The organism is Bifidobacterium catenulatum subsp. kashiwanohense JCM 15439 = DSM 21854 (assembly GCF_001042615.1).
GTDB classification, from domain to species: Bacteria; Actinomycetota; Actinomycetes; order Actinomycetales; family Bifidobacteriaceae; genus Bifidobacterium; species Bifidobacterium catenulatum.
Window position 1 is genome coordinate 1,505,570 of sequence record NZ_AP012327.1, and the last position, 12,914, is coordinate 1,518,483.

Consider the following 12,914-nt stretch of genomic DNA (forward strand, 5'->3'; position numbering starts at 1 on the left):
GGGGTCAGGTTCGTCGGATCACTCCTCCGAGCCCTCGGTGTCGGCCGGGGCCTTCGCCTCGCGTCGGCGGGACGCGATCAGCAGGGCCGCGCCTCCGCTGAGCACGACGACCGCGGCCAGCGCGATCAGCGCGATGCCCGCGCCGGTCTGGGCGAGGCTCTTGCGGTAGCCGTTCCAGTCGTCGGTGGCGGACTCCACCTTGGTGTCCGCGCAGTAGTCCTTGCCGTCGATGGTCACGACGTCATCGGACTTGCTCTCGGTCTCGGCCTCGGGCTTGGAGCCGTACTCGTCGTCCGAGGTGCCGTCACCGAACGGGGCCGACGTGTCGACCGGACATTCGGTCAACGGGGTGCCGGTGACCTTGGCTCGGTCGGTGTGGGTCTTGGTGACGCCCTTGAGCGTGCCGGTGACCTCGACGCTTTCGCCGGGCTTGAGCACCTTGGTGTCCCAGTCGGCCGGGTACTTGAGGTCCACGACCTCGCCGTCGCCGACGATGGTGGAGTCCTCGAGCTTGATGTCCTTGGTGCGGAACACCGCGCCCTGCTTCGTGTCGGGGTCGGTCTTGCTCGTGTTCGTGATGGTGAACACGATCTCCGTGTCGCCGGAGACGGTCAAAGCGTCCTTCGAATTGTCGCGGTCGCCGTTCGGCCAGCCGGACTTGCGGTCCCACTTCTGGACGTCGATGCTCGGGGTCATGTCCGGGGTGCGGGTCCACACGACGTTGGATTCGAGAGTCTTGTCGTTGTAGTGCTCCGTGAACTGATTCTCGTGGCGGTCGGTCACGGCGAGGCGCTTGCACTGGATGTAGGCGCGCCAGCCGGCCTCATGGGAGTCGTCGGACACGAGGGCCCTGTAGCGGTCGGTCGCTTCGATGGTGACGACGTTGCGGCCGTCGACGGTGGCCGCGGAGAGGGTGAAGAGGTCGCCGCCGAGCTTCGAGCTGTCGAAACCGGAGCCGGCGATCCTGTCGCCCTTGGACGCGAGGACCTCGCCGCCTGAAAGCAGGTCGCGGGTCGCGTACACGGCCCACTGGCCGGTGTATTCGTCGAAGGCCGGGTCGAGGGAGTCGACGATGTCCCACTTGTCGACCTGCGGGTAGGCGCGGTTGGCCGGCAGGATGGAGCTGTCGAGCTGGTAGAGGAAGCTGCGGCCCTTGTAGATGCTCTTGCCGTTGGCGGATGCGCCGCCGACCTTCACGGTGACGTCCTTGGCCGGGTTGATGGGCTTCAGGGGGTTCGTGACCTCGTTGGTGTCCTTGCGGATCTTGTTGAGCACCTGCGTGGCCTTGTTCTTCACGGTGTAGCCGTCGGTGACCTTGATGACGGTCATCGGCATGGTCACGGTGTACGTGTGGCCGAGAAGCGTCTGGTCGATGGCGGGCTGAGTGAGCGGGTCATGCTCGTCGGACTCGCTGTAGGCCTTGAGGTCTTCCGGCTGCGGGTCGCCCTTGACGGTCTCGCCCGTCGCGGGGATCTCGGTGTCGACCAGCTTGGCGTAGGCGTAGAGCACGCCGTCCTTGTCCTGGATGTTGAACTTGGAAGTGACGTCCTTGCCGGTCTCGTCGGTGATCTCCACGTTGGTGGCGTCGAGTTTCAGGTACTCGTCGTCGTAGTCGTCGGTCATGCCGAGCCTCCAGACCTTGTAGGCCTGGTTGTCCTGCCTGGCGTCGATGTCGACGCGGTAGTAGATCTCGTCTCCCAGCAGGGCGGTCTTGCCGTCGATGCTGATCGTCGGGTCCTTCTGCGTGTCCTTCTTGACGGGGTCGAGCTTCGGCGGGATGTTGAACACCTCGTTGCTCGGGGTGATCGAGTTGTTGAGGGTCAGCACCCACTTGTTGCCGACCTTGTGGTCGGTGGGGGCGTCGTCGGCGACGGTTCCCTCGAAGCGGACCTGGAGGCGGGGGCTGGTGCCGGCGCGCCACTGGCTGATCGTCTCCTGGTCGGTGACGGTCAGGGTGAACATGTGCTTGGAATCATCCCACGTGGTCGTGTACTTCTTCTTGGACACCGGCTTGCCGGTGTCCAGGTCCATCATCTCCAGGGTCTGCTTGTCCGGTTTCAGATAGGCGTCGTAGGAGTCGGTGAAGCTCACGGACTTGACCTCGTAGGCGAGGTCGGCCGGCAGTTGCGGCTGGGTGTTGAGCTGGTATTCGACCTTCTGGCCGGGCTGGACGACTTTGCCGTCCACGCTCTCCTGGTCGCCGCCCTGGCTCGCCTCGGACACGACGTCCTTCTTGACCGGTGGGATGTAGCCGCAGATCTGCGGTTCGTTGGTCGGTTCGGTGTGGTTGTTCACGGTCTCGGAGCCGCTGTTGGTCAGGTTCTTGCCGGTCGGTGCGGCGCAGAAGGTGAGCTCGTCGCCCGCGGCCTTGCCGTAGTCCTTGCGGACCTGTTCCGCGCCCTTGCCGTCGGCGAAGTTGATCTTGCCGGGGATCAGGAGCGTGACCTGCTTCGGGTTCTTCAGTCCCTTGAGCCCTTTGAGGTAGGAGGTCTTGGCGGCGGCGGTGGCCTTGGTGCCTTGGACTGTGATGTCGAACTGGTCGGTCACGTCCTTGCCAGTGTTGACGATGTCGCTCACGCTGCTTTCGCGGTCGGTGCCCGCTTCGGCCTCGTAGACGCGGATGTTCTTCGTGTCGGCGTCGAAGATGTAGTCGGCGGCAGTCCAGTCGTCCGTGAGGACGAGCTTCTTGGGCGCTTGGATCAGATTCTTGCCGATGGTGCCGTTGACGACGCTGCCGAGACGGCTACCGTCGAGGTAGGTGTGCGAGTCGCCGCCGGTCTTGTTGGTCTCCTGCGGGTCGATGACGGCCTGCCATCTGCCGTTCTGCTCGAAGATCCAGGACTTGTCCGGGTTCGGCTGCCAGGTGTCGAACTCCTTGCTGCCGGCGTCGGCCTCGGGCTCCTGGTTCCACTTGCCGGTCGCGTGGTCCTTGACCTTCCTGAAGTCCTTCGGCTTGCTGACGGTGATGTCAAAGCTGAACTCGATCTCGTGGTCCAATGGCATCTCGCCCTTGTCGGCCGTGCGCACGGCGGTCACGGTGTTCGCGGCCTTGTCCCATCCGATCTGGAACTCGCCGCTCACGTCGCGGTCGTTGTCGCTCTTGTCGACGAGACGGTAGTTGTCGACGGTGCAGTCGACGCCGTCGGCGGTGATCTCGTCCTTGAACGCCATCTCGTAGCCGCCCTTGCCGGTGCCGTAGGTGATGACGGTGCGGTTGGTCATGCCGTCCGCGCTCACGCCCTCGTCGATGGTCTTGACCGGCGGGGATGGCGGTTCGGCGCTCACGCTCCAGGTCTCGGCCGGATCCTTGTCGGCCGTGTCGACGGCCGCGTTCATCCTGCCCTGCTTGGCGATCTGGATGTCGATCCAGTATTGTCCTTCCTGCCAGTGGTTCATGCCGAAGTCGGCGGGCGTGGCGAGGTTGTCGAGCCGGGTGTCGCCGTTGTTGGCGAAGGTGATCGGCTTGCTGACCGTCTTGGCGGCGACGTAGCCGTTCTTCTGGCCCTCGTAGTGGATGATGGCGGTGCCGTTCAGGCTTTCCTTGATGCTGCTGCCGTTGTTGCTCGCGTGCAGGATGTCGCTGATCGGGTCGGTGGAGCCGACCTTCAGATCGGTCCTCTGCCCGTGCGTGGTGGAGACGCTCAGCGTATAGTTCGGCGGGACGGGCTGGTACTTGTCAAGCGCGATGATGACGATGCTGGCCGTGCTGGACACGTACCGTTCCATGAGCTTGTCCACGCTCGTGGACGGATCATCATCAAACGCGGTAGAGGTCTTATAGTGACGAGTCCCAGCATAGTTGTAATCGCCTGGTGCGATGTACTTGTTCCAGTTGTCCTTCCACACGCTCTGGTCGTAGATGCCGGACCCGTTCCATACGCTGGTGGTCGTGCCGTTGCCCGAGACCGCGCCGACCGCGACGACACGGCAGTCGCCGTCGCCCTCGCCTGGATGGCGCTGGTGGAAACCGTCCACGCAACGGTCGTTCGCATCCTTCAACGCGGCTGCGGCCTTGCCGGCTGAGTCGTCCATCCTCACGCCCGCGTTGGCCATGGCGCTGCTCACGCTGTTGATGTCGGTCGCCGGACCCCATGAGCCGGACGCGTCGTCCTTGTACTGCCAGAACTGCGTTGCCGCGCCGCTGCCGCCGGTGCCGGGCCTGTTGCCGGCCTCGCCGCCGGCGTAGGCGGTGCCCGCGGTCAGGCCGCCAGCCAGGGTGACCACGGCCGTCAGCAACGCCAACGCCTTCCGTTTATTATTGGTGGAAACCAATGTTCCTCTCCTTTCAGAGATTCTGCACTTGACTATGTCGGGTCGGGAATCGCGATCCCCGACCGATACCATTGCAACCCGGTTTCACTGACTCCGGTTTGGACATTCGCGCAGGAGACAGGAAAGGGCCGTCCCACGGATGTTCGTGGAACGGCCCTGAAAGAGAAACGGAGTCGACCGGCTTAATGTTGGATTGGGATGGAGCAATCCTCCAAACTACAGGCACCTGGATCACCGTGTCCGCCGCTGGTCGGCCCCGACCAGCCTGACCCACCGGACGACGAGCCGCCCGTCGAATCCGAGGATGCGCCCGCCGAACCGGCGTTTGTGTAGGAGCGGCCCGAACTCGTGCCGGCGTTCGTATAGGACGGCGTGTACGACTGGGCCTGCCGTTGCGACTGTGCGGCCGCAGCGGCGGCGGCCTGAGCCGCGGCCTCCTGTTCGGCTTTCGCCTTCGCGGCGGCCTCCGCGTCCGCCTTCTCCCTCGCCGTCTTCGATTCGTTGACCTCTTTCACGGCTTTTGCGATGGCGTCCGCGTCGCGTTTTTTGATGGCGTCCAGCAGGCTTGCGCGGGTCTTGTCGTCCGCCACCTTGCCGTCGGTCTGCTTGTACAGCGCGTTCGCGTCGTCCACGGTCTTGTCGAGTTTGGACGTTTCGACCGCGTTCACCAGCCTGTTCAGGGACTTCCCGTGCGTCCAGTACCATGCCGTGTTCGCGGTGATGGCCTTCGTGGCCGTGACCACGGCGTCCCTTGAATCCGCTTTGCAGGACACGGTCTTCGGCGTGGATGCCTTCATGGCCTTGGATAGGACGTCAAGGGTCTTCGCGTCCTTCACGCTTTTCACGTCGGTCTTCGCCATACTGGCGGCCTTGCCGTTCAATAGCGCGTTGTACGCGGTCGTCGCGACGTGGAGACGTTCGCTCGCTGCCGCGCAGTCCGCCTTGGCTTCGGCCATGAGACGATCCGTGTGGGTCTTCCACACGATGCCACCCGCCGCGAGCAGCGCAATGACGGCAACGGCGATAATGGCGACGGCCCGTCCGCGATGCGGTTTCTTCGTCTTCTCTTCCATAGGCTCGGACGAAAGTTCGAAGGTCTCCTCTTTCTCTGTCATTTGTCCTCCTTGTTTCTTAGGCTCACAGCTTATCGGATCGGCGGGGCCATCCGCATCAAGAATCATGATGCGGTCCATCATTCCCCTCCATTCAAGCCCAAGTACATCTCGAGGGCGGAATCGACCACCTCCTGGATGCGCATGTCGTGTTCGGCGGCGTAGGTCTTGAGCCTGCGTCGGGTCGAGGCGCGCAGGCTCACGCTGGTCTTCACCCAGCCCTCCGCGTCGTTCGGTTTCACGGTCCTCCGGTTTTTCGGTATTCCGGTTTCCACCGATTCCGGTCTTCCGGTATCCGCCGGTTCCGTCCGGTCGCTGTTGAGCAGCGCGGTCAGGTCGCGCGGACGGGGCGTCAGGTTCATGTTCCTCACAGGTCCTCCTCCTTGTCCTTGAGCTGTCGCATGGTCTGCTTGAGTTCGGCGGCCAGGTCGCGGTACTCGTGCAGGCGGGACCCGCGGGGGCGGGTGGATTTCGCGTTGAGGATGTCCTGGCGCTTCGGGATCAGCGTCTCGAAGCACGCGATGTCCGAGTCGTCGATCCACGCCAGCGCATCACGCAGAGCGGTCGTGTTGGCCTCGGTGCGGCACAGGAGGATCGCGGCGGGGATGCCACGATTCTCGCACAGGCTCTTCACGCCGGCGGCCTGGTCGAGGTCGATGCGGCTGGGGCTCGAGGGAATGACCACGAGGTCCGCGTTGTTCACCGATTCGTCCAACGCGCGCCCGTACGGGGCGGAATCGATCAGCACCCAGTCGACGGGGTCGTCGAGCCGGTCGTTGATCCCGTGCAGGTGCTTGATGTCGGCCGGCGCGGCGGACATCACGTCGAACGGCAGCGGGTCTCCGATCTCGGCGGCCAGGTACCACCAGTCCTTCGCGTCGCCCTGCACGTCCGCGTCGGCGACGAGCACACGCTGCTCGCCCCGGGACTGGTCCACGAGGGCGCAGGCCAGAAACACGGCGCTCGTGGTCTTCATGCTGCCGCCCTTGCCGGTCGCCAATGCGATCACCATCGGCTCGCGGGTCTTCTTGTCGTTCATCGGTTTCTCCTTATTTCAGTATGTCGGTATCCGGTTTTTCGGCATTCCGGTTAGTTGGTTTTTCGGCATTGCGGTTTATGCCGCGTCCCACGCGGATCGCGACGGGAAGCGGTCAGAAGAGGCTGCCCTGGACCAGGCCCTTCGGCACGGGCTCGGTCGGGAGGAACAGCGGATCGTCGTGCGTGCATTCGCGGCGCGAGCGTTGGCGGCGTTTGGTCCGTCGCCAGTAGTCGCGGCCATCACGGCGCATGCGTGCGGCCCAGTCCGGGTGGTCGGCCAGCCAGTCACGGACCCGACTCTGTGGGATCCGGTGCAGGCCGCCGTCGGCGATGTGGAGGTCGCGGGCGATCAGTCGGGCGAGGATCCAGCGGCTCGCATAGTCGAGCCCGCCGTACACGGCCTTGTCCTTCCAGCCGTTGACGAGAGCGCGGCTGATGCAGTCGAGGCGCATGGGGCACGCGGCACACAGCATGCGGCCCTTGCCGCGCATCCGTTCGTCGACCAGGTCCCGGCCATCGTCGTCGGTCGTCGTGTTCCACATGCGATCCGCCATGGCCGGGTCGACCGCGGCGATTCTCGCGCAGGCCGGCATCATGTCCCGCCCGTTCATGGCCGCCGTCCTTGCGTCATCGGCGTCTTGCGGGCCTGGAGGCGTCCTATGGCGGTTTCGCCGGGATTGCGGGCGGCCCATGCCCGGGCGTATTGGATCAGCAGGCCGACGGCCTTGGGATGGCCGAGGCGCTTGTTGCGCCAGTAGACGGCGTGCAGCTGCCAGATCAGGTCCGCGTGCCCGTCGAGCTGCGGGTTGGCGAGGAGGAATTCGCCGAAGCCCGCCTCGGAACAGTCGATGCGCGTGGTCATGCCGTCGCCTCCCCTCCGGCCGTCGCGTCCTGGCCGTCCAATTCGGCCAGCGTCTCCACGGCCCAGTCGGGCAGCCATGGCGCAGCCTCCGGTTCCGGCACGGCCGCCGGAACCGTCTGTGCGTGTGCGTCGCCGTCTGTGCGGCCGGCTGCGAGGATCATGTCGTCGTTGAGTTCGTCCCAGTGTCTGGCGAGGGCCCGGCCGGTGCGGATGCGTTTGGGCCACCAATCGCCGTTCATGGCGAAGCCGATCGCGTCGACCATCACGAGGGTGGGCCATTGCGCTCCCTGGTCGACGAGCCTGCGGTACAGGCCGATGATGGCCTTGCGGTCGGCTTTGGTCGGTGAGGGCGTGGCCAGGCCGAGCATCGAGCGCTGCTCGCCGAGCGAGGCGAGGACCCGTCCGGCCGCTTCGGCGATCTCGGTGTCGTCCTCGTCGGATTGTTCGGTTCTATTTTTTTCGGCGGCGGTCGCCCCGCTTGCGGGGAGATGCCCCGTAGGGGCAGAGGGGAAGGAGGGTTTACTCGGAGGGTTTACCTGGAGGGTTTACCTGGAGGGTTTTATCCTTATATATACAGCCCTGCGAGATTTGCAGTGCTGGAGGTGCGGCATTTGCAGTGCTGGGGGTGCAGCTCTCGCAGTGCTGGCCCTGCGGGATTTGCAGTGCCGTTTCCGAATCGTTTTCCAGCCCTGCGAGATTTGCAGTGCTGGGGGTGCAGCTCTCGCAGTGCTGGCCCTGCGGGATTTGCAGTGCCGTTTCCGAATCGTTTTCCAGCCCTGCGAGATTTGCAGTGCTGGGGGTGCAGCTCTCGCAGTGCTGGCCCTGCGGGATTTGCAGTGCCGTTTCCGAATCGTTTTCCAGCCCTGCGAGATTTGCAGTGCTGGAAATCGGCTTCGTTCCAACGTTTTCCGGCAGCACGTCCTTGGATTCGCCGTTTTCCACTATGGTCGACGCCATGGGGTCCACGGTCCCGCCCATGGTCGCGGGATCCTGTTCCGCCGTGTGCGTCTCCCTGATCCACGTGAGGGTCGACGGGTCGGATTCGACCGCGAGGTCCCACACGACCTGGCAGTACTGTGGCAGACGGTTCCTGCCGCCCTTGCCGAGGCGCGCATAACGTTGGTCGCCGCGGCGGATGAACCCCCGCTCCTAGAGAGTCTTCAACGCGGCGCGCACGGTGCGTTCGCTCAGTTCGGTGACGTTGACGATGGTCGCGATCTTCGGATAGGCTGCGGTGCCGTCGTCGTCCGCGCGGTCCGCCAAGTAGACGAGCACGGCCTTCGCGCTGGCATTGCCCACATGGCATCTGAAGGCCCATGACAGTGCGATGTTGCTCACGGCCGCTCCTCCTCACGCTGCTGGGCGGCACGGCGTTCGGTGTCCAGTCTGGCGGCCTGCTCGTCGCCGAGACGTGCCGCCCGGCACAGGGACAGCGTCATCAGCCATGAGAACGCGACGAACACGATCAATACGATTGCAAGCCAGTTCACGCGAGTCTCCCTTCCATGGACGGGTGCGCCATCATCGACGCCAGACGACGGGAATCGGTGGAAACCGGACCATTATGGCGGGCGAATGCCGCCACAACCGGGAAAGTCCAGACCGGCGCCTGAAAATCCCGGTTACACTCGGGAAACACAGAGCAAGACATGCGGAATGCTTTAGTAAAGTCGTTCATGTGTGATCACTACTCCAAGACAATGCATTGAGCGGCCACGGACCGGGATCCGGCAAGATACGGGATCCGCGGCCGCTCGGAATATTGGTTGCACCGCCCGTCCCCGACGCTCCAACATCGGGAACGGGCATTTTTCTTTTATCGATTGCAGAGAAAGAGAGAATTCCAAATGAGATCAGACCATCGCACCACCTCCCTCAACGAACCTGATATTCGTCCGGCGAGAAACCACGCCGAGGCAGAGGAAATCGGAAGTCTCCTGCTCGAAGAAATCGCGCATCCAGGATTCATTCCTGGACCAGAGTTCGTCTGGCAGGGTCAAGGCTTTCTCAGGCCGACACTCATAGGCGCATGGTCCCAGAACCGCTTGGTAGGTGGTGCCTCGCTCAGTCCATACATGGAACACACCAAGGCCTTTTTGGGGATTGGTCGAGCAGACGCAGCGCAGGCGGTCACACGGCTGGTAGCTGAAACGGACGGCATTGCCGTCAGCCCCGACCATCGGCGCGAAGGCATCGGACGAAAGATCAAGCTGTTCTGCGACTCCTTCGCGGCACAGCACCACGCTGCGATCATGGTCTCCGTCACCACCAACGAAGCAGCGGCAGGCCTCAACAACAAAACGAAACACATCGTGTTTAGACGATGCGACGGCCTCGTCATCAAATACGTAGACACGGTCGGCAAGCCACTCATATGGCTTCATGACCTGGATGGGACGATCCCCGAAGCGGCATGGTCCGTCTCCGTACTCGGCAAAACGTATGGACCGACCATAGTCGTCGGTGAGCAACGGGCCATACGGAGTAAAAACACCTCCCAAGACAACGGCGTGCAATGGATCCTTGCCGTTGATGCATTTGGCAGCGACATCAACGCCTAGCTTCTCCGGGTCGATGACAATCGGCTCGTCAAAGGCGAAGTCGTCCGCCTTCCTCACCTTCACATCGAAGGACTTGCCACCGCCGGACGTGCCGAGTACATAGCCATTGAATAACTTCATGCCGCCCTCCCCTCGGTCAACAGCAGGTTCGCCACCACCCGTTCGCGGGTGGAGAGCTGTGCATCGACCTCCCGGAAGGCATGCGTGTAGGCATGCGTGGGGCGGAGCCAGGTGTCGGCCAGCCCGCAGGTCTCGCCAAGGCGCAGCGCGAGCAAGGCGCAGGCCGGGCAGAGGTTCAGAATCCGGGAATCGAGCTGGTCGATGTAGTCGCGCCAGCCGTTTTCGGCGAGAAACGCGTCGAAGCCGTCAGACGTCTCCTCGTTCCAGCGGGTCGACCAGATTGCTGTGTGGCATCCGTCGCACACCTCCACATAATCGCTCCGGCCCTCCGGCCAGCTATACTGCTCGAAAATTCCACCAGCCATCACATAACCTCCTGTACACCATTGGGGAAAGCTGTCTCATATGGAATGAGATCCTGAACGAAATCGGCTGAGAGACCATACTGTTCGCGGAGAACGGCACAGTCTCTGCGCTGCCAATGTGTATGCAGATTGACTTTCTGAGTCACGCTGGCCGGCGACTGATGGAGCTGAACAGCAAGCTGGCGATGAGTTAATCCCACCTCCGCCATCCACCTCTTCATATTCGACATCGTTAACCCCATTTCAGCTAAGTTAAAATTTCTAACCTCAGTATATGGGTTGGTTTTTTTAACCTCAAGTTAGGTTAATTTACAGCGTGTCGAAATTTAAAAACCGCATCTCCACAATGCGGTTTCAGCACTAGAGAAAGGAAACTTTTAAATCAAAGATAAAATTGAGCCACCATGACGGCCCATTCCTGCAAAGGTCTTTTCACAGAAGCAATCAGACGAGGCTTTTGTCCATCCAGAATATCCTCATCTATACAAAAGTTTCCGAATAACGCATCACAATATGCGCAACCATTTGACATATAACGCCCCGCCCTACGCGAAGATCGATATTTAATTTGCTTCGCGGCGGGATGCCCAGCAATTTCCAAAAACTCCTTAGCATAACACATATCTATGCTTTCCCAAGCTTCCACCAAGGAAATACCACTTTCGCAGTCAAGGGGACAAAGATTAGTAATTGCCACAGAGGTCCGTCCACATCTCCAACAGGATCGATCAATGCCATATATCCCTATATCTACGACCTCCCCCAAGCGATGCAACGTTTTTTGAGCAGCAGGAAGAAAAACATTCGACAACATGAGTTCGCCCATGCAGACATTTTTTCGCCCCGTAAATGCAAACATGCCCAATAGGTTAGCAATATTAAACATTGTTTGATATAGTTATCTTTATTTGGAAAGGATTAACCGATGGAAGTCACGGAAACTTCAGAACAGGTGAAGATAGAAGCGCAACGTTTTGAAGACGTAGCGCGTTACAACATTCGCCGCTATATGCGATTGACCGGCAAGATTCAGAAAGACTTAGCCCACGCCTTAGGAGTTTCGAGGCCCACTATCACCCTGATGCTTAAAGGAGAAACAAAACTTAATTTGCGGCAAGTGTTCCTTATTGCCAAAGCTCTTGGCGTGACAGTCGAAGATCTCATCGATGATACTTATTATTGCCAAGATGAAGAGTTTATGAAAAAGCTGAAACCGACGACTGATGCCGAGAAGCCAGGTGCTTTGGTAGGTGCCGGTGCGCCCAGGTTCCTTGTCAGTCCCTTCAACCCCGACGCTCCGGCCGAGGGCGGAATCTCGGGTGCGGCTAAAGGTGCCTTGGCTGGTTTCGTGCCATCCGGAGTCCTGTCCGGTTCGGGATCCCCGTCCATGCCCTCAAAGCATGACGGGATTGGGGTTCCCGGCCGGTCTCAAGCCCATGAGACACTAGGAACCATGACTACAGTTATCATGCGCACCACTGAAGGCGACATCAAGATCAACCTGTTCGACGACAAGACCCCAGAGACCGTGGCCAACTTTCTTGGCCTCGCCACTGGCGAGAAGGAATGGGCTGACCCGTTCACCGGCCAGCCTTCCCATGAACCGTTCTACGATGGTCTGACCTTCCACCGCATCATCAAGGACTTCATGATCCAGGGCGGATGCCCGCTGGGCACCGGCACCGGCGGCCCGGGCTACAACTTCGATGATGAAATCGTTCCAGGCCTGACCTTCGATCGCCCGTACCTGCTGGCCATGGCAAACGCCGGCCTGCGCCGCGGCATGGACGGCAAGGTCCACGGCACCAACGGCTCCCAGTTCTTCATCACCACCGTGCCGACCGAATGGCTCAACGGCCATCACACCATCTTCGGCGAAGTTGCGGATGACGAGTCCAAGGCCGTCGTCGACAAGCTCGACTCCGTGGCAACCGACCGTTCCGATGCTCCGCTCGAGCCGGTCGGTATCACTTCCATCGAAGTGCTGAAGTAAGTTCCGCATCAACAAGCTTCATGGCACAACAATGAAAAGCCCCTCAATCTGAACCGCACCCCGATTGTTGGACTGAAGAAATTCAGATTCGATGATCGGAGGTGCGGTTCTTTCGTATGCGTGAGGATCGAAGGAGACGTTACGACGACGGGTTCCGGCGCGAGGCGCTGGAACTCATCAAGGCCGGAGCCGGCGGGAACACGCTCGCCAGACGGCTTGCCATACCGGTGTATACCGCGAGAAACTGGATCAGGTTGTACAGGTCCGGCGGCGAGGAGGCGGTCATGGGAGGCAACGGCAGCAGACGCTACGACTGGGAGACGAAGGTCGCCGCGGCGCGCGACCACGTCGAGAACGGCATGACCAAGACGGAGGTCATGGCGAAGTACGCGATCGCGAGCATCGCGCCGTTGGAACGCTGGTGCCGCGAGTACCGGGCGGGAGGCCCGGAGGCGCTCAGGCCGAAGCTCAAGGGCAGGCCCAGAGGCTCGAAATCCAAACCGAAACCCGAACCCACGCGCGAGCAGGAGCTCGCCGAACAGGTCGCCTATCTGAAGGCGAAGGTCGCGTACCTGGAAAAACTCCGGGCCT

General features: G+C 61.7%; 14 protein-coding genes and 2 pseudogenes. 4 read left to right on the forward strand and 12 right to left on the reverse strand.

The window, feature by feature from the left end; genetic code table 11:
- Nucleotides 1–18 precede the first annotated feature (18 nt).
- The 10 genes from BBKW_RS06575 to BBKW_RS10805 form a co-directional block, all read right to left on the reverse strand.
- Entirely contained in the window at nt 19–4,272 is a 4,254-nt protein-coding gene (locus tag BBKW_RS06575; RefSeq protein ID WP_052118768.1) for an LPXTG cell wall anchor domain-containing protein, read from the reverse strand.
- Nucleotides 4,273–4,454: 182 nt separating this feature from the next.
- A complete protein-coding gene (locus BBKW_RS06580) occupies nt 4,455–5,387 on the reverse strand; it encodes a hypothetical protein (protein WP_033500614.1) in 933 nt (310 codons plus the stop codon).
- 77 nt (nt 5,388–5,464) lie between these two features.
- Entirely contained in the window at nt 5,465–5,746 is a 282-nt protein-coding gene (locus tag BBKW_RS06585; RefSeq protein ID WP_004220361.1) for a hypothetical protein, read from the reverse strand.
- 5 nt (nt 5,747–5,751) lie between these two features.
- Complete coding sequence (locus tag BBKW_RS06590) at nt 5,752–6,423, reverse strand: ParA family protein (RefSeq protein ID WP_004220362.1); 672 nt, start codon at nt 6,421–6,423, stop codon at nt 5,752–5,754.
- Nucleotides 6,424–6,535: 112 nt separating this feature from the next.
- Nucleotides 6,536–7,033: a WhiB family transcriptional regulator gene (locus tag BBKW_RS06595; protein WP_004220363.1), complete on the reverse strand. Its 498-nt coding sequence runs from the start codon at nt 7,031–7,033 to the stop codon at nt 6,536–6,538.
- Complete coding sequence (locus BBKW_RS06600; protein ID WP_004220364.1) at nt 7,030–7,284, reverse strand: hypothetical protein; 255 nt, start codon at nt 7,282–7,284, stop codon at nt 7,030–7,032. The genes BBKW_RS06595 and BBKW_RS06600 overlap by 4 nt, the downstream gene beginning before the upstream one ends.
- Entirely contained in the window at nt 7,281–7,652 is a 372-nt protein-coding gene (locus BBKW_RS10995) for a hypothetical protein (RefSeq protein ID WP_231858463.1), read from the reverse strand. Before BBKW_RS10995 ends, BBKW_RS06600 begins: the two co-directional genes overlap by 4 nt.
- A 151-nt stretch (nt 7,653–7,803) precedes the next feature.
- Nucleotides 7,804–8,241, reverse strand: coding sequence for a hypothetical protein (locus BBKW_RS11000; protein WP_231858464.1), 438 nt, complete (start codon nt 8,239–8,241; stop codon nt 7,804–7,806).
- 192 nt (nt 8,242–8,433) lie between these two features.
- Nucleotides 8,434–8,622 (reverse strand): helix-turn-helix domain-containing protein, encoded by a 189-nt coding sequence (locus tag BBKW_RS11005; RefSeq protein ID WP_231858465.1) that lies wholly within the window; start codon nt 8,620–8,622, stop codon nt 8,434–8,436.
- Nucleotides 8,619–8,774, reverse strand: coding sequence for a hypothetical protein (locus BBKW_RS10805; RefSeq protein WP_004220366.1), 156 nt, complete (start codon nt 8,772–8,774; stop codon nt 8,619–8,621). The genes BBKW_RS11005 and BBKW_RS10805 overlap by 4 nt, the downstream gene beginning before the upstream one ends.
- 357 nt (nt 8,775–9,131) lie before the next feature.
- Between BBKW_RS10805 and BBKW_RS10235 the strand changes: the two genes are divergently transcribed.
- On the forward strand, nt 9,132–9,845 hold the full coding sequence (locus BBKW_RS10235; protein ID WP_080550607.1) for a GNAT family N-acetyltransferase: 714 nt from the start codon (nt 9,132–9,134) through the stop codon (nt 9,843–9,845).
- Between the two features lie 116 nt (nt 9,846–9,961).
- Here BBKW_RS10235 and BBKW_RS06625 read toward each other — a convergent pair whose 3' ends face one another.
- Both BBKW_RS06625 and BBKW_RS10240 read right to left on the reverse strand, forming a co-directional pair.
- Nucleotides 9,962–10,330 (reverse strand): hypothetical protein, encoded by a 369-nt coding sequence (locus tag BBKW_RS06625; protein ID WP_033500564.1) that lies wholly within the window; start codon nt 10,328–10,330, stop codon nt 9,962–9,964.
- 382 nt (nt 10,331–10,712) lie between these two features.
- Nucleotides 10,713–11,156: a hypothetical protein gene (locus BBKW_RS10240; RefSeq protein ID WP_228428975.1), complete on the reverse strand. Its 444-nt coding sequence runs from the start codon at nt 11,154–11,156 to the stop codon at nt 10,713–10,715.
- Between the two features lie 99 nt (nt 11,157–11,255).
- On the opposite strand from BBKW_RS10240, the pseudogene BBKW_RS11135 reads away from it, so the two are divergent.
- From BBKW_RS11135 to BBKW_RS06640, 3 genes and pseudogenes are all read left to right on the forward strand, one after another.
- Nucleotides 11,256–11,486 (forward strand): annotated as a pseudogene (locus tag BBKW_RS11135) (helix-turn-helix transcriptional regulator); the annotation flags it as partial.
- Between the two features lie 297 nt (nt 11,487–11,783).
- Nucleotides 11,784–12,323, forward strand: coding sequence for a peptidylprolyl isomerase (locus BBKW_RS11015; RefSeq protein WP_033500611.1), 540 nt, complete (start codon nt 11,784–11,786; stop codon nt 12,321–12,323).
- Between the two features lie 116 nt (nt 12,324–12,439).
- A pseudogene (locus BBKW_RS06640) lies at nt 12,440–12,913 on the forward strand (transposase); the annotation flags it as partial.
- Nucleotide 12,914 lies beyond the last annotated feature (1 nt).

What these genes read in the sequence shown, in the direction of transcription:
- BBKW_RS06580 (WP_033500614.1), bottom strand. Translation starts at nt 5,387, where the DNA reads ATGACAGAGAAAGAGGAGACCTTCGAACTTTCGTCCGAGCCTATGGAA.
- BBKW_RS06585 (WP_004220361.1), bottom strand. Translation starts at nt 5,746, where the DNA reads ATGAACCTGACGCCCCGTCCGCGCGACCTGACCGCGCTGCTCAACAGC.
- BBKW_RS06590 (WP_004220362.1), bottom strand. Translation starts at nt 6,423, where the DNA reads ATGAACGACAAGAAGACCCGCGAGCCGATGGTGATCGCATTGGCGACC.
- BBKW_RS06595 (WP_004220363.1), bottom strand. Translation starts at nt 7,033, where the DNA reads ATGAACGGGCGGGACATGATGCCGGCCTGCGCGAGAATCGCCGCGGTC.
- BBKW_RS06600 (WP_004220364.1), bottom strand. Translation starts at nt 7,284, where the DNA reads ATGACCACGCGCATCGACTGTTCCGAGGCGGGCTTCGGCGAATTCCTC.
- BBKW_RS10995 (WP_231858463.1), bottom strand. Translation starts at nt 7,652, where the DNA reads ATGCTCGGCCTGGCCACGCCCTCACCGACCAAAGCCGACCGCAAGGCC.
- BBKW_RS11000 (WP_231858464.1), bottom strand. Translation starts at nt 8,241, where the DNA reads ATGGCGTCGACCATAGTGGAAAACGGCGAATCCAAGGACGTGCTGCCG.
- BBKW_RS10235 (WP_080550607.1), top strand. Translation starts at nt 9,132, where the DNA reads ATGAGATCAGACCATCGCACCACCTCCCTCAACGAACCTGATATTCGT.
- BBKW_RS06625 (WP_033500564.1), bottom strand. Translation starts at nt 10,330, where the DNA reads ATGGCTGGTGGAATTTTCGAGCAGTATAGCTGGCCGGAGGGCCGGAGC.
- BBKW_RS10240 (WP_228428975.1), bottom strand. Translation starts at nt 11,156, where the DNA reads ATGGGCGAACTCATGTTGTCGAATGTTTTTCTTCCTGCTGCTCAAAAA.
- BBKW_RS11015 (WP_033500611.1), top strand. Translation starts at nt 11,784, where the DNA reads ATGACTACAGTTATCATGCGCACCACTGAAGGCGACATCAAGATCAAC.